21 protein-coding genes are annotated in these 22,496 nt (G+C 72.6%); 15 read left to right on the forward strand and 6 right to left on the reverse strand.

The features are described from left to right. Window positions 1-6: 6 nt before the first annotated feature. The 3 genes from IF06_RS0102155 to IF06_RS0102165 form a co-directional block, all read right to left on the reverse strand. The gene (locus IF06_RS0102155; RefSeq protein WP_013286729.1) at window positions 7-681 is read right to left on the reverse strand and encodes a peptidoglycan recognition family protein; all 675 of its coding nucleotides are present in this window, start codon (window positions 679-681) and stop codon (window positions 7-9) included. A gap of 88 nt (window positions 682-769) precedes the next feature. After that, entirely contained in the window at window positions 770-1,516 is a 747-nt protein-coding gene (locus tag IF06_RS0102160) for a lysozyme (RefSeq protein ID WP_030268587.1), read from the reverse strand. Window positions 1,517-1,642: 126 nt separating this feature from the next. Continuing rightward, on the reverse strand, window positions 1,643-3,118 hold the full coding sequence (locus IF06_RS0102165; RefSeq protein WP_332258924.1) for an NAD(P)/FAD-dependent oxidoreductase: 1,476 nt from the start codon (window positions 3,116-3,118) through the stop codon (window positions 1,643-1,645). Between IF06_RS0102165 and IF06_RS0102170 the strand changes: the two genes are divergently transcribed. The 8 genes from IF06_RS0102170 (at window position 3,089) to IF06_RS0102205 (ending at window position 10,391) form a co-directional block, all read left to right on the forward strand. Continuing rightward, window positions 3,089-3,439: a YciI family protein gene (locus IF06_RS0102170; RefSeq protein ID WP_013286726.1), complete on the forward strand. Its 351-nt coding sequence runs from the start codon at window positions 3,089-3,091 to the stop codon at window positions 3,437-3,439. The two genes, IF06_RS0102165 and IF06_RS0102170, sit on opposite strands and share 30 nt — an antisense overlap. Continuing rightward, window positions 3,436-4,641 carry an RNA polymerase sigma factor gene (locus IF06_RS0102175; protein ID WP_030268590.1) on the forward strand — a complete coding sequence of 402 codons (1,206 nt, stop codon included), beginning with the start codon at window positions 3,436-3,438 and terminating at the stop codon, window positions 4,639-4,641. Before IF06_RS0102170 ends, IF06_RS0102175 begins: the two co-directional genes overlap by 4 nt. A gap of 140 nt (window positions 4,642-4,781) precedes the next feature. Beyond that, a complete protein-coding gene (locus IF06_RS0102180; RefSeq protein ID WP_030268592.1) occupies window positions 4,782-5,600 on the forward strand; it encodes an ABC transporter ATP-binding protein in 819 nt (272 codons plus the stop codon). Further along, window positions 5,597-6,313: an ABC transporter ATP-binding protein gene (locus IF06_RS0102185; protein ID WP_013286723.1), complete on the forward strand. Its 717-nt coding sequence runs from the start codon at window positions 5,597-5,599 to the stop codon at window positions 6,311-6,313. Before IF06_RS0102180 ends, IF06_RS0102185 begins: the two co-directional genes overlap by 4 nt. Before the next feature lie 13 nt (window positions 6,314-6,326). Next, window positions 6,327-7,205 carry a branched-chain amino acid ABC transporter permease gene (locus tag IF06_RS0102190; protein WP_013286722.1) on the forward strand — a complete coding sequence of 293 codons (879 nt, stop codon included), beginning with the start codon at window positions 6,327-6,329 and terminating at the stop codon, window positions 7,203-7,205. Further along, window positions 7,202-8,347, forward strand: coding sequence for a branched-chain amino acid ABC transporter permease (locus tag IF06_RS0102195; RefSeq protein WP_030268594.1), 1,146 nt, complete (start codon window positions 7,202-7,204; stop codon window positions 8,345-8,347). The genes IF06_RS0102190 and IF06_RS0102195 overlap by 4 nt, the downstream gene beginning before the upstream one ends. Before the next feature lie 50 nt (window positions 8,348-8,397). Continuing rightward, a complete protein-coding gene (locus IF06_RS0102200; RefSeq protein ID WP_030268596.1) occupies window positions 8,398-9,669 on the forward strand; it encodes an ABC transporter substrate-binding protein in 1,272 nt (423 codons plus the stop codon). 95 nt (window positions 9,670-9,764) lie between these two features. After that, window positions 9,765-10,391: a TetR/AcrR family transcriptional regulator gene (locus IF06_RS0102205; protein ID WP_013286719.1), complete on the forward strand. Its 627-nt coding sequence runs from the start codon at window positions 9,765-9,767 to the stop codon at window positions 10,389-10,391. A gap of 78 nt (window positions 10,392-10,469) precedes the next feature. On the opposite strand, the gene IF06_RS0102210 is transcribed toward IF06_RS0102205, so the two are convergent. Continuing rightward, complete coding sequence (locus tag IF06_RS0102210) at window positions 10,470-10,886, reverse strand: MarR family winged helix-turn-helix transcriptional regulator (RefSeq protein ID WP_030268597.1); 417 nt, start codon at window positions 10,884-10,886, stop codon at window positions 10,470-10,472. A gap of 89 nt (window positions 10,887-10,975) precedes the next feature. Between IF06_RS0102210 and IF06_RS0102215 the strand changes: the two genes are divergently transcribed. Then, complete coding sequence (locus tag IF06_RS0102215; protein WP_369752312.1) at window positions 10,976-12,757, forward strand: ABC transporter ATP-binding protein; 1,782 nt, start codon at window positions 10,976-10,978, stop codon at window positions 12,755-12,757. 182 nt (window positions 12,758-12,939) lie between these two features. Here the strand turns inward: IF06_RS0102215 and IF06_RS0102220 are convergent, their stop codons facing one another. Next, complete coding sequence (locus IF06_RS0102220; protein ID WP_030268599.1) at window positions 12,940-13,842, reverse strand: hypothetical protein; 903 nt, start codon at window positions 13,840-13,842, stop codon at window positions 12,940-12,942. A gap of 337 nt (window positions 13,843-14,179) precedes the next feature. On the opposite strand from IF06_RS0102220, the gene IF06_RS0102225 reads away from it, so the two are divergent. Then, the gene (locus IF06_RS0102225) at window positions 14,180-14,725 is read left to right on the forward strand and encodes a hypothetical protein (protein WP_030268602.1); all 546 of its coding nucleotides are present in this window, start codon (window positions 14,180-14,182) and stop codon (window positions 14,723-14,725) included. Window positions 14,726-14,960: 235 nt separating this feature from the next. Here the strand turns inward: IF06_RS0102225 and IF06_RS0102230 are convergent, their stop codons facing one another. Beyond that, the gene (locus IF06_RS0102230) at window positions 14,961-15,236 is read right to left on the reverse strand and encodes a DivIVA domain-containing protein (RefSeq protein WP_013476513.1); all 276 of its coding nucleotides are present in this window, start codon (window positions 15,234-15,236) and stop codon (window positions 14,961-14,963) included. A gap of 294 nt (window positions 15,237-15,530) precedes the next feature. On the opposite strand from IF06_RS0102230, the gene IF06_RS0102235 reads away from it, so the two are divergent. The 5 genes from IF06_RS0102235 to IF06_RS0102255 all read left to right on the forward strand — a co-directional run bounded on the left by IF06_RS0102235 (window position 15,531) and on the right by IF06_RS0102255 (window position 22,316). Then, on the forward strand, window positions 15,531-15,770 hold the full coding sequence (locus tag IF06_RS0102235) for a winged helix-turn-helix domain-containing protein (RefSeq protein ID WP_013286712.1): 240 nt from the start codon (window positions 15,531-15,533) through the stop codon (window positions 15,768-15,770). Window positions 15,771-15,826: 56 nt separating this feature from the next. Beyond that, window positions 15,827-16,672: an alpha/beta fold hydrolase gene (locus tag IF06_RS0102240; RefSeq protein ID WP_030268604.1), complete on the forward strand. Its 846-nt coding sequence runs from the start codon at window positions 15,827-15,829 to the stop codon at window positions 16,670-16,672. 240 nt (window positions 16,673-16,912) lie between these two features. After that, on the forward strand, window positions 16,913-18,172 hold the full coding sequence (locus tag IF06_RS0102245) for a hypothetical protein (protein WP_030268606.1): 1,260 nt from the start codon (window positions 16,913-16,915) through the stop codon (window positions 18,170-18,172). A gap of 211 nt (window positions 18,173-18,383) precedes the next feature. After that, complete coding sequence (locus tag IF06_RS0102250) at window positions 18,384-19,118, forward strand: HNH endonuclease (protein ID WP_232236593.1); 735 nt, start codon at window positions 18,384-18,386, stop codon at window positions 19,116-19,118. Window positions 19,119-19,406: 288 nt separating this feature from the next. Further along, the gene (locus IF06_RS0102255; RefSeq protein WP_232236594.1) at window positions 19,407-22,316 is read left to right on the forward strand and encodes a M36 family metallopeptidase; all 2,910 of its coding nucleotides are present in this window, start codon (window positions 19,407-19,409) and stop codon (window positions 22,314-22,316) included. Window positions 22,317-22,496: the final 180 nt, after the last annotated feature.

The raw sequence follows: 22,496 nt of genomic DNA on the forward strand, positions 1-22,496 counted from the left end.
CCGTGGTCAGCCGCCGAGACGGGCGGCGACGGTGCGGCGCAGCTCCGGCAGGCGGTCGTGCAGCAGCCCCGGGCACTGCGTGTTGTTGAAGTCCTTGTGCCCGTAGATCTCGGTGGGCGCGATGCCGTACTGCTGGCAGGTGAACGCGCAGAACGTGACGAGGCTGTTCCAGAGCGCCTGCGGCGGCTGCACGTCCACGTAGATGCCGTCGTTCTCGATGCCGATGGCCTGGCTGTTCTGCCCGACGCAGTGCGCGCCCTGCACCATCGTCTGGCCGTGCAGCAGCGCGTAGAGGCTGCCGTGCCGGCCCTCGGTCAGGTAGCCGCCCCGGCTGTTGGTGAAGTGCTGTCCGGAGTCGAGCCAGCCGTTGCCGTCCATGTGCAGGTTCTGGATGTCGCGGGAGTTGCGGTACGCCTGGGCGAGGCTGTAGTCGGTGGTGTTCGGGAACGCCGTGTGATGGACGATGATCTTGTTGGGCCGGCTGGTCACCACGCTCACCGGCGACGAGGGCGGGCGGGCGCCCCAGGTCGCGCAGTTGGCGATGGTCGGCTGGTCGACCCGGGTGGCGGCGGCCCGGGCGCCGGGGCCGGAGCCGATCTGGGTCAGCGCGCCGACGCCGGCGGCGGCGCCGAGCAGGACCGCGCCGCGCAGCACGGTCCGCCGGGGTACGGGAACGGACATCGCAACCTCCTCGCGGAAGGGGAGCGCCGGATCGGCCGGTACGCCGGGCGTGGCGGGACCGGCACCGCCCGCCACGCCCGGGCCGGGGTCAGCAGGGTCCGTTGCAGGCCAGGACGCGCAGCCGGTCGAGCGAGCCGTTCCAGACGTTCTGGTCACCGGGGAAGACCCCGGAGGACGACCACTGCCAGAACGAGTACGTGCCCCAGCCCGCGGGCAGCGTGCCGACGCTGCTTGCGTACCGGGCGATCCACAGTGGGTTGTTGGCGGCGAACTGCGAGGTGTTGCCGGTGCAGGTGCTCCACCAGTCGGTGGTGGTGTAGATGGTGGCCCACCGGCCGGTGCGGGCGTAGTACTGGTTGACGAACGAGGCGATCCAGCTGCGCATCGACGCCTGGCTCAGGCCGTAGCAGGTCGCGCCGTACGGGTTGTACTCGATGTCCAGCGCGCCGGGCAGCGTCCGCCCGTCCTTCGACCAGCCGCCGCCGTGGTCGACGAAGTAGTTGGCCTGGGTGGCGCCGCTCGTGGTGTCGGGGCGGGCGAAGTGGTACGAGCCGCGGATCATCCCGACGTTGTACGAGCCGTTGTACTGCTGGGCGAAGTACGGGTTGGTGTAGTACGTGCCCTCGGTCGCCTTGACGTACGCGAACCGGGCGCCGTTGGCCCACGCCCCGGACCAGTTCACGTTGCCCTGGTGGCTGGAGACGTCCATGCCGGGCAGTCCGGCCGGGGCGGCGGAGGCGGGTGCCGCCCCGGACAGGGTCGCGGCGGCGACGGTGACGGTGGCGAGCAGCGCGGCTCCGGCCGCGCGCAGCGCCGATCGGATCGAACTGTGCATCTGTCCTCCCTGGGGGTTGCCGCGCTCCGGCGGCGGGAGTATGACGAAAGGAACTGTCGTCATTAGGGCACAGGGCGGAGAAACTTTTCAATAGACTCCATCGAAGAATCTCACTGGACAGGGTGCTCAGCCGAGCTGGGCGAGCGCCTCGGCGGCGGCGCGCTCGCCGGCGGTCACCGCGCCCTCCAAGTATCCGCTCCACCGGGTCGCGGTCTCGGTGCCGGCCCAGTGCACCCGGCCCACTGGCGTCCGCAGCTCCGGGCCGTACGCGCACCACGCGCCGGGTGGCAGGACGCCGCAGAAGCAGCCGCGCGTCCACTCGTCGGCCGACCAGTCGTACTCGACGAGGTCGTCGGGGCGCGCGGCGGCCGGGCCGAAGATCGCGGCGAGCGCCTCGCACAGCGCGTCCCGGCGCGCGTCCTCCGGTAGCCCGCGCAGCGCCCGGGCCTGCGCGCCGTAGCTGAACGCGGTGAGCACCCCGCCCGGCGCGTCCGGCAGCGAGTTGTCCACCGTCTCGGTGAGCGGCCCGGTGTCGGTGCTGGACACGCCGGAGCGGCCGTCGGCCCGCCAGAACGGCTCCGGATAGAGCGCGTGCACCTTGAGCGCCACACCCATCGGCATCCGCTGGGTCAGCCCGTCGCGCAGCGGCGGCAGCGGCGGGTCGTACCGGATCCGCCCGGCCAGCGTCGGCGCCAGCGCGATCACCACCGCGTCGCCGCGGTACGTCTCGCCGCCGGCGCGCACCCGCACGCCGTCGCCGTCCTGCGCGACGCCGTCCACCGGGGCGCGCAGGCACAGGCTCCCCGGCGGCAGCGCGGCGGCCATCAGCTCGGCCAGCGCGGCCGGACCGCCGACCAGCCGGTCCTGCTGGGCGCCACCGGCCATGCGCAGCAGCGACCCGGTGCCGCCGCCGCTGCGCAGGTAGAACAGCATGTGCAGCAGAGAGACCTCGTCCGGTGAGGCGGCCAGCAGCCCACCGGCGAGCATCCGGCCCGCGTACCCGGCGGTGACCGGGTCGGCAGCGCTCGCGTCGAGCCAGCCGCCGAACGTGATCCGGTCCCACCGTGCCGCCTCGGCGGCCCGCCACGGCGCGGCCGGGTCGAGCCCGCCCGCCATCTCGTCGAGCGTGCCCAGCAGCGCGGACAGCCCGGGCGGCTCGCCGGTGGCCGGGCGTCCGCCGAGCAGCAGCGCCGCCGCGCCGTGCGCGGGGGAGGAGAACGTGGTCAGGCCGTACGCGGCGACGAGCGCGTACATCCGGTCCTGGGTCGGGCCGATCCACTGCGCGCCGAGGTCCAGCCAGCCGCCGCCGGGCAGCGGGCGGCTGAGCGTCCGGCCGCCCACCCGGTCCCGGGCCTCCAGCACCCGCACCTCGGCGCCCGCCGCGTCCAGCGCGAGCGCGCAGGCCAGACCGGAGAACCCGGCGCCCACGACGACGACCCGGTGACGGCGCACGCGACGGCGTACCCCGCTCCCGGCCGGATTCACCCGGCCCGGCGTGTCGAAACGGGCATCAGTCGTTCGTGTGGAGGGTGAGAGGGCGGCGCGGGGCCGTCCGGTGACGAGGAGAAGCCGATGAAGCAGTACCTGATCAGCATGTACCAGCCGGCCGGCGAGGGCCGCCCGGACCCGGAGTTCCTGGCCGGGGTGATGCGCGAGGTCGAGGCCATCGGCCGCGACCTGCGGGAGGCGGGGTGCTGGGTGTTCGGCAACGGCCTGCACGACCCGCAGACCGCCACCGTGCTGCGCCCGGCCGGTGACGAGGTGCTGGTCACCGACGGGCCGTTCGCCGAGGGCAAGGAGTACCTGGGCGGCGTCACCATCATCCGGGCGCCCGACCTGGACGCCGCGCTGGACTGGGGCCGCCGGTACGCCCTCGCCACCACGCTGCCGATCGAGGTCCGCCCGTTCCAGGGCGAGGGATGACCGACGTCGAACGCGTCTTCCGGGCCGAGTACGGCCGCGCGGTTGCCGTCCTGGTCCGTCTCCTCGGCGACATCGACCTCGCCGAGGAGGCGGTCCAGGAGGCGTTCACTGTCGCCGTGTCGCGGTGGGCCGCCGACGGGCCGCCGCCCAGCCCGGCCGGCTGGATCATCACCACCGCCCGGAACCGGGCGGTCGACAGGTTGCGGCGCGAGGCGACCCGGGCGGCCCGGCACGCCGAGGCCGCCCTGCTGCACGCCGCCGACCCGCCCGCCGAGGAGGGGCCCGTGCCCGACGACCGCCTGCGCCTGATCTTCACCTGCTGCCACCCGGCGCTCGCCGCTCCCGCCCGGGTGGCGTTGACGCTTCGCCTGCTCGGTGGCCTGAGCACCGCCGAGATCGCGCGGGCCTTCCTGGTGCCGGAGCCCACCATGTCGCAGCGCCTGGTCCGGGCCAAGGCGAAGATCCGCGACGCCGGTATCCCGTACCGGGTGCCGCGCGACGCGGACCTGCCGGACCGGCTGCGCGGGGTGCTGGCAGTGGTGTACCTGATCTTCAACGAGGGGCACACGGCGAGCGCGGGGGAGCGGCTGGGCCGCGCCGAGCTGGGCGCCGAGGCGATCCGGCTGGGCCGCCTGCTGGTGACGCTGATGCCGGACGAGCCGGAGGCGCTCGGCCTGCTCGCGCTGATGCTGCTCACCGAGGCGCGCCGCGCCGCCCGGACCGGCCCGGACGGGGTGCCGGTGTCGCTGTCCGAGCAGGACCGCGGCAGGTGGGACCGGGAGCTGATCGCGGAGGGACAGAACCTGGTCCGCCGGTGCCTGCGCCGGGACCGGCCCGGGCCGTACCAGATCCAGGCCGCGATCGGCGCTGTGCACGCGGACGCGCCCACCGCCGCCGTCACCGACTGGACCCAGATCCTCGCGCTCTACGACCAGCTCGCCGCCGTCGCGCCCGGGCCGGTGGTGGCGCTCAACCGGGCGGTCGCGCTGGCCGAGGTACGCGGACCGGCGGCGGGACTGGCCGAGGTGGAGCGTCTGGACCTGGCCGGTTACCACGTGTGGCACGCGATCCGGGCCGACCTGCTGCGCCGGCTGGACCGTCCGAAGCAGGCACGGGTCGCGTACGACGCGGCGATCGCCGGCACCGGCAACGCGGCGGAGCAGACGTTCCTGCGCCGCGCCCGCGACCGCATGCCGGGATGATCGCACCGACCGTGCACGTAGGAGGGCGGTAACCCCCGTAAGCGAGCGGTGATCGTCGGGGCATTGACGCGGCGGCAGAGAAAAGTACACTCCCGATGTAATTAGTTTTTCCGCGCTCCGTCGACCGGCACGAGGTGACGATGAGCCCACCGGCCACAGCCGCCGACGAACCGGGCCTGGCGCTGCACCACGTCGGCGTACGCTTCGGCGGCCTGGTCGCCCTCGACGACGTCTCGCTGCGGGTGCCGCCCGGCCGGATCGTCGGCGTGATCGGCCCCAACGGCGCCGGCAAGACCACGCTGTTCAACGTGGTCTGCGGCTTCGTCCGGCCGACCGAGGGTTCACTCACCCTCGACGGCCGGTCGTTCCGGCCCCGCCCGCACGCCCTCACCCGGCTCGGCATCGCCCGCACGCTTCAGGGCGTCGGCCTGTTCGCCGGGCTGAGCGTGCTGGAGAACGTGGTCGCAGGCGCCAGTCACACGGCCCGCGCCGGATTCGCCGCCGCGCTGTTCGGCCTGCCCCGCAGCGACCGGGACGAGCGACGGCTGCACGTCCGGGCCCTGGACCTGCTCACCGAGCTGGGCATCGAGAAGTACGCCGACGCGGCGCCCGCCACCCTGCCCTATCCGGTGCGCAAGCGGGTCGCGCTGGCCCGCGCGCTGATCGCCCGGCCCCGGCTGCTGCTGCTCGACGAACCGGCCGGCGGTCTCGGCGCCGACGACGTGGCCGAGCTGGCCGACCTGGTCCGCGCGCTGCCCGACCGGGAGGACGGCTGTGCCGTGCTGCTCGTCGAGCACCACATGGACCTGGTCATGTCCGTCTGCCAGGAACTGGTGGTGCTCGACTTCGGCAAGGTGATCGCGGCCGGGCCGCCGGACCGCATCCGCGACGACCCCCGGGTCACCGAGGCGTACCTGGGCGCGGACGTGCCCGCCGAGCCGACCGGGAGCGCGTCGTGACAGCCGTGCTGGAGGTGGAGGCGCTCAGCTGCGGCTACGGACCCGTGCCGGTGCTGCGCGACGTCGCGTTCACCGTCCCGGCCGGCACCGTAACCGCCGTCCTCGGCGCCAACGGCGCGGGCAAGACCACGCTGCTGCGTACCCTCTCGGGTCTGCTGCGGCCCACCGGCGGCCGCGTCCGGTACGCGGGCGAGGACCTGCGCGGCGTCCGGGTGGAACACCTGGTCCGACGCGGCCTGGCGCACGTGCCGGAGGGGCGCGGCGTGGTCACCGAGCTGACAGTGGCGGAGAACCTGCGCCTGGGCGGGCTGTGGCGGCGCGACCGGGCCGACGCCCGCCGCGCGCTCGACGAGGTGTATGAGCTGTTCCCCGCCCTGGCCCGCCGCCGCGACCACGCCGGGCACCAGCTCTCCGGCGGCGAGCGGCAGATGCTCGCCATCGGCCGGGCGCTGATCGCCCGGCCCCGGCTGCTGCTGCTCGACGAGCCGTCGCTCGGGCTGGCGCCCAAGGTGGCCGCGCAGATCATGGCGCTGCTGCGGCGGCTGCGCGACGAACGGGGGCTCACCGTGCTGCTCGTCGAGCAGAACGTGCGCACCGCGTTGTCAGTCGCCGACCAGGGCATCGTCATGTCGCTCGGGCGGGTGGTGACGGCCGCGCCGGCCGCCCGGCTGCGCGACGACGACCAGCTCCGGCACGCGTACCTCGGATTCTAGGAAGGGGTCGCGGATGGAGCGGTTCTGGTTCCTCACCTTCGACGGGCTCGCCGCCGGGGCGGTCTACGCGGCGTTCGCGCTCGCGCTCGTACTCATCTGGCGGGCCGCCCGGGTGGTCAACTTCGCCCAGGGTGCGATGGCCGTGGCCACCGCCTACGTCGGGTACGCGGTCGTCTCCGCCACCGGCTCGTACTGGCTGGGCCTGGCCGCCGCGATCCTGTCCGGGCTGGCCCTGGGCGCGCTCGTGGAGCGGGTGCTGATGCGGTTCGCCGGCCCCGGCGGCCCGCTCAACCAGGTGATCGTCGCGCTCGGGCTGGTGCTGGTCATCCAGGCGGTGCTCGGCATGGTCTTCGGCAACGACTACCGGCCCGCACCGGCGCCGTTCGACACCGACGCGCTCACCATCGGCGGGGTGGCCGCGCTGTCCCCGTACGACCTGTGGGTGCTCGGCGCGGCGCTGACTGTGGTGGCGCTGCTCGCGCTGCTGTTCACCCGTACCCCCGTGGGCCTGCGGATGCGGGCCGCCGCCTTCGCGCCAGAGGTGTCCCGGCTGCTCGGCGTCAGCGTCGGCCGGATGCTCACGCTGGGCTGGGCGCTCGCCGCCGGGGTCGGCGCGCTCGCCGGGATGCTCGTCGTCCCCACCGGACTCGGCCTGCACTCGCACGCCATGGACCTGGTCTTCGTGGTCGCGTTCACCGCCGCCGTGGTCGGCGGCCTGGACAGCCCTGTGGGCGCGGTGGTCGGCGGCCTGCTGGTCGGCCTGATCCTGTCCTACGTCACCGGCTACCTGGGACCGGACACCACCCCGCTGGCCGTCCTGGTGCTGCTGCTGTCCGTCCTGCTGGTCCGCCCCGGCGGACTCTTCTCCGCGGCGAGAGCGAGGCACGTGTGACGAGCACCCCCACCGAGATCGCGCCCGCCGCGCCGTCCCCGCTGCGGCGGCTGCTTCCCGGCGCCCCCGCCGGACGCGAGGCGCGCGGCTCCACGCTGCTGCGCCACCTGGCCGTGGCCGTGTTCGCCGGCACGCTCGTCGTGCTGGTGACCAACCAGCTCGCGCCGTACCAGAACCTCCAGGTGGCGCGCGTCTGCGCGTTCCTCTGCGTCACCGCCGGGCACACCGTCCTGGTCGGACTCAACGGCCAGCTCTCGCTCGGGCACGGCGCGCTGATGGCCACCGGCGCGTACACCGTGGCGCTGACCCAGCAGGCCCTCGACGAGCGGGCCGTACGCGGCTGGTGGACGCTGCCCGCGTCACTGCTCGTCGCCGTCGCGGTGACAGCGCTCGGCGGGCTTGTCGTCGGGCTGGCGGCGGCCCGGCTGCGCGGCCCCTACCTGGCCGGCGTGACGCTCGCGGTGGCGACGCTCGTCCCGGCGGTCACCACGATCTTCACCGGCGTGTTCAACGGCGAGCAGGGGCTGCGGTTCCCGGCGCAGACGCCACCGGCGGCGCTCGGCGCCTACTTCCAGCCGGAACGCTGGCTCGCCTGGATCGCGCTGGGCGCCGCGCTGCTCACCATGCTGCTGCTGGCCAACCTGGTGCGCAGCCGCTTCGGCCGGTCGCTGCGGGCGGTCCGCGACGACGAGGTCGCGGCCCGGCTCGCCGGCATCCCGGTGGCCCGCACGCAGGTGCTCGCGTTCGTGGTGAGCGCCGCCTGCGCGGGCCTCGGCGGCGGCGTGTACGCCATGCTCACCGCCACTGTCGCACCCGGCAAGTTCCCGCTGGACCTGTCGCTGTTCCTGCTCATGGCGATCGTGATCGGCGGGCTGGGCAGCCTGGCCGGCGCGGTCTGGGGAGCGGTGCTGCTGGTCGCGCTCCAGGACCTGCCCGGCCTGCTCACCGAACACCTCAGCCTCTCCGCCGGGCTGGCCCAGCGGCTGGAGGGCAACCTCGCGCTCGCCGTGTTCGGCCTGATCCTCATCGTCGTCATGCTCGCCGCCCCGGGCGGCCTGCAGGGCGGGGTGCGTGCCGTCGGCGCCCGCCTGCCCAGGGCCGTCCGCCGTCGTCCCGCCACCCGCCGGTCGCCGGACCGCTGACCTCACCGGTTCCACCCACCGTTCGCACCGTCGCACCGGAATGGAGAACCATGCGCCCCACCACCCGCCGCGTTCTCGCGGCCGCCGCCGGCCTGGCCCTGCTGGCCGCGTTGCCGGCCTGCGCCGACGACGAGAAGCAGGCCGCCGAGAACGTCCCCGGCGTCAGCGACTCCGAGGTCGTCATCGGCACCCACCAACCGCTCACCGGACCGGCCGCGCCCGGCTACTCGAAGATCTCCGCCGCCACCAAGGCGTACTTCGAGCACGTCAACAGCAAGGGCGGCGTGCACGGCCGGAAGATCGTCTACAAGGTCATGGACGACGGCTACAACCCCGCCAACACCGAGAACGTGGTCCGCAAGCTGGTGCTCGACGACAAGGTCTTCGCGCTGCTCGGCGGCCTCGGCACGCCGACGCACACGAACGTGCTGGAGTTCGTCAAGACGCAGAAGGTGCCGGACTTGTTCGTCTCCTCCGGCAGCCGCAACTGGAACCAGCCGGACAAGTACCCGACGACGTTCGGCTGGCAGCCCGACTACACGGTCGAGGGCAAGATCCTGGCCAGCTACGTCAAGCGGGAGTTCCCCGGCGCGAAGGTCTGCCACTTCGGGCAGAACGACGACTTCGGGCGGGACTCGCTGGCCGGGGTCGAGCAGGTCCTCGGCCCGGTCGCGGCGAAGCAGACGTACACCACCACGAACCAGCAGGTTGGCCCGGCGATCGGGGCGCTGCGCGCGGCCGGCTGCCAGGTGGTCATCTCGGCGACCATCCCCGGCTTCACCGCGCTCGCCATGGGCCAGGCCGCCGGGCAGGGCTTCAAGGCGCAGTGGGTGGTCTCCAACGTGGGCGCGGACTACACCACGCTGTCGGCCCAGCTCGGCGACAAGAAGGTGATCCTCGAAGGCATGATCGCCGACAACTACCTGCCGATGGTGGGCGACACCGCGAACCCGTGGATCCAGGAGTTCACCAAGATTCACCAGAAGTACAACGCGGGCAACCCGGTCGACGGTAACGCCATCTACGGCTACTCGATGGCGTACACGTTCGTCCAGGCGATGCTCGCCGCCGGGCCCGACCCCACCCGGGAGAAGCTGGTCGAGGCCGTGCGCAAGGGCGGCTTCCGCGGCCCGGGCCTGACCCCCTTCCGGTACGCCGAGGGCGTGCACGCCGGCTACGGCGGTGTCCGGCTGACCAAGGTGAGCAACGGCGCGCAGGCGTACTTCGGTCCCGCGTACACCACCGACGACGGCGACGGCGCGATCACCGAGTTCACCGAGCCGCCGACGAACCCGCCGGCGGACGCCGTTCCGACGTCCTGACCGCCGTGCTGCCGCCGGGCGGCCGGGTGCCGGTCGCCCGGCGGCACGCACGTAGAGTGGCCGCCGGCAGACGAGCAACAGGAGAGCCCGTACCCATGATCGAGCTGGAGACCGACCCGCCGGAGCGGGTGGACGGCCGGGCGGCGCGGGCCGAGCGGACCCGGGCCGCGATCGTGGAGGCGCACCTGGCCCTGATCGACTCCGGTGACCTGCGGCCCACCGGGGAACGGATCGCCGAGCGGGCCGGGGTGTCGCTGCGCACGCTCTGGACCAACTTCAAGGACATGGAGACGCTGTTCGCCGCGACCGGACGGCGGGTCGGCGAGCGGCAGGCCACGCTCTGGCAGCCCGTGTCGCCGGAACTGCCGCTGACCGCCCGGATCGCCGCGTTCTGCGACCAGCGCGCCCGGCTGCTGGAGGTGCTGGCGCCCTCGGCCCGTGCGTCGGCGCTGCGGGAGCCGTTCTCCCCGCAGTTGCGGCGCAACCGGGAGGCGGCCATCGCCCGGGTACGCCAGGAGATCGAGTCGGTGTTCGGCGCGGAGCTGGCACACGCCGGGCCGGGCCGGGAGCAGTTGCTCGACGCGCTCACCGTGGCCGGCACCTGGTCGGCGTGGTCGATGATGCGTGACTCGATGGGGCTCGACGTCGACGCGGCCCGCGCGGTGATGGCCCGTACGCTCGGCGCGCTGCTGGTCGACGCGATCGCCGCCGGCCTGCGCTGACGCTTCCGGCGGCCGGTCTTCCGGCCGACTTGGCGCCGACGGCCGCCTTCCGCGCCGGTCCAGGTGCCCGGCCCTCGTTCAGTCCTCGCGCAGCAGGCGCAGGATGCGGGTCAGTTCGGCCCGGTCGTCCGGTGCGAGCGCGCCGAAGAACCGTTCCGCCTCGGTGGCCCGCGCCTGCCGGATCGCGGTGCCCACCCGCTCGCCCTCGGCGGTGGGCGCGACCAGCGTGGCCCGCCTGTCGCCCGGGTCGGGCCGTCGCTCGACCAGGCCCCGCTCCTGCAACCCGTCGACCACCTCGGTGGCCGAGCGCGGCGCGATGCGCAGGTGCTCGGCGAGCGCGCCGGGCCGCAGCGCGCCGTGACGCATCAGCACGCCCAGCGCCCGCGCCTGCCCGGGGCTGATCTCCCACGGCTCCAGCGCGCCCTTGGTCTGGTGCCGCAGGCGGCGGGTCACCGCCCAGAACGTCTCGGCCAGGCTCTCGTCGCTGCCGTTCACGGGGAATACGGTAACAGGCTTTCGTGTTGTTCCCTCATGTTGAGGTAACCTCAGCATTGTCCCCTGCACGAGGAGCACAGTTGGATCGCATCCCCGACGGCCGCCGTGACGGCCGGACCGTTTCCCCCGCCGAGAAGGCCCAGGCCCGCGAGGTGTCCCTGCGCCGGATCGGCGGCCTGTTCACCGCCCACCGCGGCCCGCTCGCCACAGTGGTGGCGATCATCGTGGCGTCCTCGATCATCGCGATGGCCACGCCGTTCCTGCTGCGTACCGTGATCGACAGGGCCCTGCCCGAGCGTGACCTGACCCTGCTGGCCTGGCTGGTCGCGGGCATGGTCGCGGTCGCTGCGGTCACCGCGGTGCTCGGCGTCGCCCAGACCTGGATCTCCACCCGCGTCGGCCAGGAGGTCATGCACCGGCTGCGCGCCGACGTCTTCGCCCACCTCCAGCGCCAGTCGATCGGCTTCTTCGTGCGCACCCGTACCGGCGAGGTCCAGTCGCGCATCACCAACGACATCGGCGGCATGCAGGCGGTGGTCACCTCCACCGCCACCTCGATCGCCGCCAACCTCACCACGGTGGTCGCCACCACCATCGCCATGCTGGCGCTGAGCTGGCGCCTCACCCTCGTCTCGGCGGTCGTGCTTCCGCCCGCGCTCTGGCTCACCCGCCGGGTCGCCCGGCTGCGCCGGGAGATCACCGCCCAGCGCCAGCGCGAACTGGCCGACCTCACAGTGACCATCGAGGAGGGGCTGTCGGTGAGCGGCGTACGGCTGGCCAAGACGCTCGGCACCGGCCCGGCCCTGGTCGACCGGTTCACCGCCTCCTCGGCCCGCCTGGTCGACCTGGAACTGCGCTCGGAACTGGCCGGCCGCTGGCGGATGGCCGCCATGAGCATCGTCTTCGCCGCCATCCCCGCGGTGATCTACCTGAGCGCCGGCCTGCCCGGCACCGCCGGCACGCTCACCATCGGCACGCTCGTCGCGTTCACCGCCCTCCAGGGCAACCTGTTCCGGCCGCTGATGGGCCTGCTCAACGTCGGCGTCACGCTCACCGCGTCGCTGGCGCTGTTCGCCCGCATCTTCGAATACCTCGACCTGCCCGTCGAGGTCGCCGAGCCGGCCCGCCCGGTCCCGCTCGATCCGGCCACCGCCCGCGGCCACCTGCGCGTCGAGGACGTCACCTTCAGCTACCCGGGCAGCGACACCGCCGCCCTCGCCGGCGTCAGCCTGGACGTCCCGGCCGGCACCAGCCTCGCCCTGGTGGGGGAGACCGGCTCCGGCAAGAGCACGCTCGCCGCGCTGATCAGCCGGCTGCACGACCCGGACGCCGGCCGCATCACGATCGACGGGATCGACCTGCGCGACCTGCGCCCGGCCGACCTGGCCGCCGTCGTGGGCGTGGTCAGCCAGGAGACGTACCTGCTGCACGGCACCGTGCGGGACAACCTCCGGTACGCGCGCCCGGACGCCACCGACACCGAGATCGAGGCCGCCGCCCGCGCCGCCCGCATCCACGACCTCGTCACCGCGCTGCCCGACGGGTACGACACCATGGTCGGCTCGCGCGGCCACCGGTTCTCCGGCGGCGAGCAGCAGCGCCTGGCGATCGCCCGGACCCTGCTGCGCGACCCGCGGATCCTGGTGCTGGACGAGGCGACGAGCGCGCTGGACACCGAGACCGAGCGCGCGGTCCAGCGGGCGCTGGACGAGCTGGCCAGGGGCCGCACCGTGGTGACCATCGCGCACCGGCTCTCCACTGTTCGCGACGCCGACCGTATCGCCGTGCTCGACCACGGCCGCATCGTCGAATCCGGCACCCACGACGCACTGCTGGACCGGCGCGGCCGCTACGCCGCCCTGGTCGGCTGAGCGTAGGAAAGTGACCACCGCCGCCCGGTGGCGCGTGCCGGCGCTGCGCACGACCGCTGTCGTCGCCGGGGCGATGCTGGGCGTGCAGCAGCCCGCGCAGGCCGCCCGGGCAGAAACGCCCGCCCCGAGAACGCCGCCGTCCCGGGCTGACCGTCCCGGCTCAGACCTGGGCCCGTCCCGGCTCAGACCTGGGGCGGCTCCGGCTCGCCCGGGCGGGGCCGCTGTCCCGGGGCCGGGCGCGGCGCGGGCGGGGGGAGCAGCGGCTCCAGCGGGGTGAACGACTCCACCGGTCCGTCCGGCCGCGATCCACGCCGCGCCCGCCCCGGCCCGCCGGGCATCCCTCGCGCGTCCCGTGCCGCGCCCGCCGGCCCGGTCCCGTCGGCCGGCGGTGCCGTGGCGGCCGGCTCGCCGTCCTTCCCGGCTCGCGCCGCCGTCGGCCGTTCACGGCGGTCGCGTTCCTCCGCGTACTCGGCGCGGCGGCGGGCCAGGTCGCGCTCGCACTCCAGCGCGATGCGCTGCTCCCAGTACGGCTGGAGCAGCTTGCGCACCCGCTCGTCCAGGTGCACCGTGACGTCCGGCTCGCAGGCGAACGTCACCTCGCCGCGCGCGTACGTCCAGGGCGGCGGGTCGTCGTCGGCGAGCGCCGCGGTCAACGCGGCGTGCAGGTCGCGCGGGCGGTGCGGCGGCACCTCCACCGCGTGCCGGACCGCGAGCCGGTGCAGGCGCTGCGTGGCCTGCTGCTGGAAGTAGTCGACGTACCAGCCGAACAGCTCCGGCCGGGCCGTCTCCGACGACCAGGTGTAGGTGGCGCGGACCAGGAACACGTACACCTGGCCCTGCGCCGGCACCGCGAGCGGCTCCGGGACGCGCCGGTCGACTGTGGTCACCGGCGTCACCGGCTCCTCGGTCCACCAGAGCTGCCGCAGCGTCGGCTGCGCGCCGTCCCAGAAGCGCCGGGTCCGCACGCGCGCCGCCTCGCCCAGCGCCCGCGCCCGTCCGGCCCACCGCCGCCGCCTGCTGTCCACCGGCGCGCCGGGCTTCGGCCGGCCGCCGCCCGGCGCGGGCCCTTCCGGCACCGCGGTCATCGCACCCCCTCCATGCCGGATCGCAGCACCGCGTCCCGCAGCGTCACCGGCGCGCGCGGGCCGTCGGGCGAGGGGTGGCCGGACCGCCGTGGCGGTCCGCGATCCACGCTAACAACCCGGGCCGGTGTACGCGCGCAGCCGCGCGGCGGTTCCGCCCGGCCCAGGGGCGGGCGCTGACCGATCGGACGAGCCGTCCCGTAGTCCTATCCGTGGGACTCGGGCTGTTTCGGTCCCGTTCACGGGACCGACCATCCAGAGTCGATCGGCGCGCCTTGATCCGTGATCGAAGCGCTTCGTAGCGTGAGGCTCCGCGATCCTTCGGGGAGGACCAGAACGCATGGGCGTAGACGCTCGTCAGGCCGCCGGCCAGACCGTGAATTTCCTGCGGTCCCTGGCGGAGCGGCAGTACGACCGGGTCTGGACCCCGGACTTCCTGCACCTCAGCCCGGACGTGCAGGGCTTCGCCGTGTTCCACCGCGGCGGCCTGGTGCTGGTCTACGGCGCGGTGTCGCCGGAGGACCCGGCCCGCTGGGTGTTCCGGATGGCCTGCGTGGCCGGCGCCGACGTGCCGGACATCTCCGGGGCGATGGCCTGGGCGAACATCCGCAACCGGCTGGCCGAGGCCGGGCGCTACTACTGCGTCGTGAAGGCCGACCAGAGCGCCTGCCACGTGGTGTTCGCGCTGGATGTCCGCAGCCCGCTGCTCGACGACGTCACGGCCCCCGACGCGCAGGCGGTGCGGGAACTGCTGCACTTCTCGCTCGCGGTGTGCGTCCACAACGCCGTGGCGGACTTCCGCGACCTGGCGTCCTATCTGCCGGCGCGACCGCTGGCGCCGACCGAGATCGACGCCTGGACGCTGTTCGCCGGCACCCAGGACTGATCGCGCGGCAACGGTTCGCCGGCTCGGCGCAGCCCGGCGAGCTGCACGAAGATCTCCCGCTTCGCAGTGGCGGTGCCGCGACTGTTGACCACGTACCCGGTCAGCCAGATCCACCCGGTATACGTCACCTCGGGCCCGACCGATACGACCCGGAACGTGAGCGCCCGACCGCCGCCGAACTGCACCGACGCGCGGCCGTCGACCCGTAGCAGGTCGCCGGGTTGCGGGCGCACCGCTACCAGTGGCCGTCGTTCGGTGGGCGGCACTCCCGGGCGTGCATGGCCTGCCAGTCCCGCAGGGCGCGCTTCAGCCTGTCGTTCTCCTGCGCGAGCAGGCGTACCCGGCGGTGCAGTTCGGCCAGTTCGTCGGCGACCCGGGCCTGGAACTCGCGTACCTGATCAGGGTCGACGCCGCGCCTGCGGGCGTCGAAGGCGTGCGTGCGCACCTCGTGCGGGGTCAGCCGGGCCGGCAGGCCGCTCAGGTAGAGGCGGCCGGATCGATGCAGCGTCACTTCGGTCCTTCCAGGAGCAGGGGACAGGTGCGGTGGAAGGGCGGGCCGTCCGCACGCCGGCTGCGGCCGGCCCGCCCGCTCCGCCCACCGCAGCCCGGATCGGCGGTACGGAGGCGGAGCAGTCCGGAGGGTCGGGACGGGTACGCGCACCCGCCCCGACCGGGGGATGGGCCGAACTCGTTGCCACGCGAGGATCGGCCCAGAATCAACTTATCTAGACATGGCAGATGAGTCAACGCTGCTTGTTAGGCGCGTCGCGGTGTGATCGAATCGGGTCGCCACGCGAGGAGTGCCATGCGAGAAGTGCCGGATTACTGGCGCATCGCCGACGATGTGATCGCCGACGTCAGAGGAAAGAAGCTGAAGCCCGGGGACAAGCTGCCCTCGATCGCTGCGCTGCGCGATCGCTACGGCGTGAGTCACGGCACCGTGCAGATGGCGTATGCGCGTCTCGAAGCGTTGCGGGTGATCCGGCGGCAGCAGGGCAAGGGTGTCTTCGTGACCGATCCGAAGACCTGGATGAGGGAGCCGTAACCGGCGTCAGTCCAGCAGGCCCACCGGTCGTCGTCCGACTCGCCATACTGTCGGCGATGACTGCGGACGTGCGTACCGAAGACGGTTGTCGCCTGTGGGCCGACCAGGTCGGCGCCGGGGCGCCGCTGGTGCTCTGTCACGGCGGTCCGGGCATCTGGGACTACCTCGGCCCGGTCGCCCGGCTGCTCGACGGGCACGCCCGTGTCATCCGGTGGGACCAGCGTGGTTGCGGGCGCTCCGAGCGGCGCGGCCCGTACACGATCGGCCGTTTCGTCGCCGACCTCGACGCGGTCCGCGAACACCTGGCCGGACCGCGGACGGCACTGCTGGGCCACTCGTGGGGCGCGCACCTGGCGCTGCGGTACGCGATCGAACACCCGGAGCGGGTCAGCCACCTGATCTACGTCTCCGGCACCGGCATCGACGCTGAACGCGGCTGGCATCCGCATTACGAACGGAATCTCCGGCGGCGGCTCGGGCCGCACCTGGGCCGGTGGGAGGCGCTTGGCGGGCGGGACCGCACCCCGGCGGAGGAACGGGAACGGGCGGTCCTGCAGTGGTCGGCCGACTTCGCCGATCCGGACGCCGCCATGACGCACGCCGAGGACATGGCCACGCCGTGGCTGGGCATCAACCGCGACTGCAACCGGGCCGTCAACGCCGAGGTCAAGCGGGAACTCCGTACCTCCGGGATCGCGGCGCGGTGCCGGACGCTCGACCTGCCCGTGCTGATCATCGACGGCCCCGATGACATCCGTCCCCGCTGGGGCGTCGACTCGCTGGAGAAGGCGCTGCCCAATTGTGAGCGGGTCAGCCTCCCCGGATCCGGCCACCTGCCGTGGGTCGAGAATCCACACGACTTCCATCGGGCCGTGGCCGCCTTCCTCGACGCGCCGGCATGAGCCGGCGTCCGGAACCTGAAAGCGGGAGCCTTCGGTAGCGGCCTGTCGCGGAGATCGGTACTTACGGGTACACCCGTCCCGTCGACGGGACGGCTAGAGTCTTCGCGTGATCGACCGGAGGCGCCCCTCGAGTCGGTCAAGAAGGTGCGAGTCGCTGATCTGATAGCGCCCTCTTAAGGCCACACAGCGAACAGAGTAGACAGCGTCGCTCTCCATCCTCCCACCCGTCAGGAGCCGACAATGGGTAACGAGATTCAGCTGATCAGCGACGGCGACGGGCTGGCGGTCATCGGAGATCCGACGGCTGTCGAACGCTTCCTGGTCTCCGAGGGCTTGCCGTCGAAGAACCTCGGGCTGCCTCGGCTCGGGTCTGTTCTCAAGGTCGGGGCGGCAGCGACTCAGGCTGGTTCCGAGATCGCCGCCAACTCCGGTCGTTGGGTGCAGCTGACCCAGGAGTCAGCGCAGCTCGTCCACAAATTCGGTCTGATGCCGACCAAGACCCCAGGGGTCAGCCACGCGATGGTGGGAGATCCAGGCTCGATCCAGAAATGGCTTCAGATCTCGAAGGGGCCCGGGGCGGTCGCAGGCAATCCGGCGTTGCTGGCCGGTGCGGCGGGGCTCATGGCGCAGCTTGCGATGCAACAGAGCATGAAGGAGATCACCGACTATCTCGCCACGATCGACGAGAAGGTCGACGATGTGCTCCGTGCCCAGAAGGACGCTGTGTTGGCCCGCATGATCGGCGTGGGCTTCGTCATCGAGGAGTCCATGACCATCCGTGAGCAGCGCGGCCGAGTCGACGAAGTCACATGGTCGAAGGTGCAGGGCGCGCCGGCGACGATCGCAGAAACCCAGGCGTACGCGTTGCGTCAGCTCGACGCGCTCGCGGAGAAGCTGGAGCGTAAAAGCGCGATCGGTGAGCTTGCCAGGGCAGCCAGGGAAGCGGAGTCCAAGGCGCAGGAGTGGCTTGTCGTCCTGGCCCGCTGCTTCCAACTGCAGGACGCGATCGCCGTGCTCGAACTCGACCGGGTGCTGGACGCGTCGCCGGACGAGTTGGACGGGCATCGCGTCGGGCTGAGGAATGCTCGGCAGAACCGACTCGAACTCATCTCCCGGTGCACCGAGCGCCTCCTTGCCCGCATGGAAGCGGCCGCGGGCAGGGCGAACGCCAAGGTTTTGCTGAACCCGATGGACTCACCGGCGGTGGTGAAGTCGAGCAACCACGTCTCGACAGCCATCGTCAACTTCCATGGGCGACTCGGTATCGAGAGCGCTCGGCAGTCGTCGGAGGCGAGACGATGGGCGGATGCGGCCAAGGAGGCGAGAGACAAGGCGCTTGAGACCGGAGCAGACGGCGTTGATGCCGCCAGGCGCCTCGGTAACGACACTTTCGACCGGGCTAAATGGGCGACGGGCAAGCTTTCCGGCCGGGTCGGCGGGTGGGCACTGCGTCGGCGCGGGGAGGACGACGAACTCAAGGAGAAGAGTGGCGACGCTTGATCAGGAGAGAGAACGTGACCTGACCCCCGCCACCTATCCGCGTCTGGTGCGGTGGAGGACTGACCGAGACCCGCTGTTTGCGTCTTCGTAACGGACCCGACGACGTGGATGCGCGAACTTTGACTGGTCGGGTTCGTGACGCCGGTCGGGGTAGCGACAAGATGCGTTCAATCGCGTCGTCGGCGGTGGCTTCTTCAGCGGCTTCACCCAGTTGAAAATCTCGGAAGCGTGGAACCTCTTCGGCGAGGGCAACGGCGTCGCGAGCCTCGACGAGATGAGGCGTAGCGTCGGGCGGTACCGGAAACAGCCGATCGAGCCGGGGGAGGATCCGGTGATCGGGTGCATCTTCGTTCGTGACAGCGTCTTCTTCGCCGACGGCTCGACGGTCGATCCGCCCCCTGGCTTCGCGCCGAACGTCGTACAGGGCAAGACGTACGACCTTGCTGATCCAGCCGCTGCGGACTACTTCGGTCTTGCCCTTCACCGCCTTCTGGGTGGAGAGGTCGATTTGGACCTTCGTGAGCCGTGGCATCGCCCCGGCCCGATCTACGGAGATCCACGGCTCGTTCCCCAGCGTCTCGGCCAGAAGTCGTTCAAGGCGGTGGTGCTCGGTGCGTACGGCCGCCGCTGTGCGATCACGGGCAACAAGTTGCAACCGGTGCTCCAGGCGGCGCACATCCGGCCACTGCCGGCGGGTGGCGAGCATCGGATCGACAACGGCATGCTGCTCAGATCCGATGTCCACATCCTCTTCGATCAGGGCTACCTGGGCGTGGACCCGAGGTACCGCCTGATGGTGAGTCCGCGCCTGCGAAGCGAGTTCGGCAACGGCGACCAGTTCTACGCGAAGGCCGGGTCCGTTATCGCGATCCCAGAGCGACGTGGAGACCGTCCCAAGGCCGAGTTCCTGGAGTGGCACCTGGAGTCAGTGTTCAAAGCGGCCTGACTGCTGAGCCGCCTCCCGCCTAGCAGCTGCTGACGCTGTGGAGATCTTGGTACGAAAGGGCCCTCATGGGGGCCGTTTCGTACCAAGATCTATTCGTGTCTCGTCTGGTGAGACGCGAGTCTCGAAGCTGCTCGGCCAGGGGCGCCGTGAGGGCCGCCGAGAAATCGACGCAACAACAATTATGGATGTTCGGATGGTGTCGGACGGTTGATCGTCCTGGTCGGATGGCGGAACGGACATCGCCGTTCGACGATGACAGGAGGGACCGTGCGCACACCATCCCGTGCGTTGACGGGGACCACCGCGCTGCTGCTCGCAGCCGGGCTGGTTCTGACCGCCGCTGGCGGCGGCCAGGCGGCACCCCGGGAACAGACCCGTACCCAGGCGCCACCCGACCACCTGCCGGGCGACCGGCACGACACCAAGGCCAAGGACAACCGCAAGGGCCGCGTCGCCGCCAGCGACCGGCAGCGGGACCGGGCCGCCGCGCTCGGCGCGCGCGTGCGCTGGACCGACTTCGGTACGCCCGCCACGCTCACGTCGACCGGCAAGCCCCTCGCCACCGGCCTGCCCGCCGACCCGGCCGCCGCCGCGCGCGCGTACGTGGCCGCCAACCGGGACGTGCTGGGCCTGACCGCCGAGGGCGCCGCCGCGCTGGAACTGCTCACAGTGGCGCCGATGGGGCAGGGCGCGACCGTCCTGTTCCGGCAGCGCTTCGGTGACCTGCCGGCTGCCGTCGACGGCATGCTGTCGATCGGCGTACGCGACGGAGCGGTGTGGCACGTCAGCTCCTCGCTCGCCCGCGACGCCGGTACGCCGGCCCCGGCCACGATCAGCGCCGAGCAGGCCCGCAAGGCCGCCGTCGCCGACGCCGGCCGCTCCGACGCGCAGGTCGTGCGTACCTCGTTGGTCGCGGTGCCCACCGCGGACCGGGGGCCGCGCGCGGCGTGGGAGGTGGTCCTCGGGGCGGACACCACCGGCGCGGACCCGGCCGCCTACGCCACCTACGTGGACGCCCGCGACAGCGCCGTGCTGGTCCGTGAGGACCTGATCGACCACGACGCCGACCACCCCTCGTGGGAGGTCTTCCCGAACTCGCCGCGGGTCGACAGGTCCTCGGTCGACACCCGCAAGCGGTGGTGCGCCGTGCCGGCGCGCGGCTGCGCCGAGGTGGTGGGCGTGCCCGGGCACCCGGCGTGGGACGTGGACCCGGCCACCGGCCAGTCCACCACCACGACCAAGGGCAACAACGCGATCGCGGTGCAGAACTGGTTCAGCAACGACCCGTTCAGCGTCGGCACCGAGACCGCGACGCCCCGCCCGGACCGCCGGTACGACTACCCGTGGACGAACCAGTGGCAGGAGCAGCGCTGCAACCCGGAGGTGTTCACGTCGCCGCAGGCGAACGACATCGACGCGGCGCGGGCGAACCTGTTCGCCATGCACAACCGGATGCACGACTGGACCTATCACCTCGGGTTCACCGAGGAGACCTGGAACATGCAGCAGGACAACCTCGGCCGCGGCGGGCTCGGTAACGACCCCGAGCAGGGCAACGCCCAGGCCGGCGGGGCCAGCGGCGGCCCGCCCAACTTCGCGGCCCGCAACAACGCCAACCAGATCACCCCGCCGGACGGCGTCGCGCCGACCACCAACATGTACCTGTGGCAGCCCATGGCGGGCTCGTTCTACGCGCCGTGCGTCGACGGCGACTTCGACATGTCGGTGATCGCCCACGAGTACGGCCACGCGGTCACCAACCGCATGATCGCCGGCCCGAGCGCCGGGGTCAGCTCGCCGCAGGGCATGAGCGAGAGCTGGTCCGACCAGCTCGCCATGGAGTACCTGTTCGAGCACGGATACGCCGCGCCCGGCCGGCGCGGGTTCACCATCGGCGAGTACACCACCCAGGACCCGAACGCGGGTATCCGCAACTACAACATGAGTGACAGCCCGCTCAACTACAGCTCGGTCGACTACGACTTCGTCGGCCTCCAGGTGCACGCCTCCGGTGAGGTGTGGAGCGCCACCAACACCGACATCCGCGCGGCCATGATGCGCCGGTGGGGCAGCGGCACCCCGGCCGTGCAGAAGGCGTGCGCCACCGGCGCCCGCGACGTGACCGCCTGCCCGGGTAACCGGCGCTGGATCCAACTGGTCTTCGACTCGTTCCTGCTGATGTCGGTCAGCCAGGTCAGCATGGTCGACGCCCGGGACGCGATGCTCGCCGCCGACCGGATCCGCTTCGGCGGCGCCAACCAGGACCTGCTCTGGAACGCGTTCGCCGGGCGCGGCCTCGGCGAGACCGCGGCCAGCGTCGGCCACACCGACGCCGACCCCACGCCGGGCTTCACCTCGCCGTACGCGCGGGAGGGCTCGCTGCGGTTCCTCCCGGTCGGCGAGCGCGGGCCGGTGGCGGGCGCGCAGCTGTTCGTCGGGCGCTACCAGGCCCGGGCGGTGCCGGTGGCGGACACCGACGCGGCCACCCCGCTCACCGACCGGGTGGATCTGGTGCCCGGCACGTACGAGTTCGTGGTGCGGGCACCCGGCTACGGCCACACTCGGATCGGCCCGGTGAAGGTCAAGGCGGGCCAGAACCGGACGCTGGCGGTGTCGTTGCGACCCAACCTGGCCTCGGCAACCGCGGGTGCGGCGGTCACCGGCGACGGGATCAACCTGCCGCAGATCGCCGACGACGACGAGGCCACGAACTGGGCCTCGCTGGGCGCGCCGGTCGCCGGCCGGCAGGTCACAGTCGACCTGGCCGGCGACGTCCAGCAGGTACGCCGGGTGCAGGTCAGCGCCATGCTGCGTCCGGCGGTCGCCGGTGACGCGGACGCCGGCACCCAGAGCCGGTACTCCGCGGTGCGGCAGTTCCGGGTCCTCGCGTGCACCGCGACCGGGCCGGTGACCTGCGCGGACGCGGCGGACTTCCGCCCGGTCTACACCAGCCGGCCGGACGCGTTCCCGGCTGTGGCGCCGCGTCCCCGGGCGCCCGAGCTGATCATGCGGTCGTTCGACATTCCGCGTACCAAGGCCACGCACCTGCGCGTCGAGGTGCTGACCAACCAGTGCACGGGCGCGCCGGACTACGCCGGTGAGCAGGACGACGACCCGCGGGCGGCGACCGACTGCGCCACCGCCAGCCCGCAGGCGCAGAACGTGCGGATCGCCGAGTTCCAGGCGTTCACGCGCTGACCCACACGGCGGGTGCGGACGGGCGGCTCGGGTCGTCCGTCCGCACCCGCCATCGTGTGTTCACCCGGGGTTCGGGGCGCCGTCGCCGGATCGGGGCTGTACCGCGGGCAGGATCCTCGACAGACTGAGCGGCGACCAGCGAACGACGTTGGTCGATGCCCTGCCGGCTCGCTCAAGGAG

The organism is Micromonospora globosa (genome assembly GCF_000717585.1).
Classification (GTDB): Bacteria; Actinomycetota; Actinomycetes; order Mycobacteriales; family Micromonosporaceae; genus Micromonospora; species Micromonospora aurantiaca.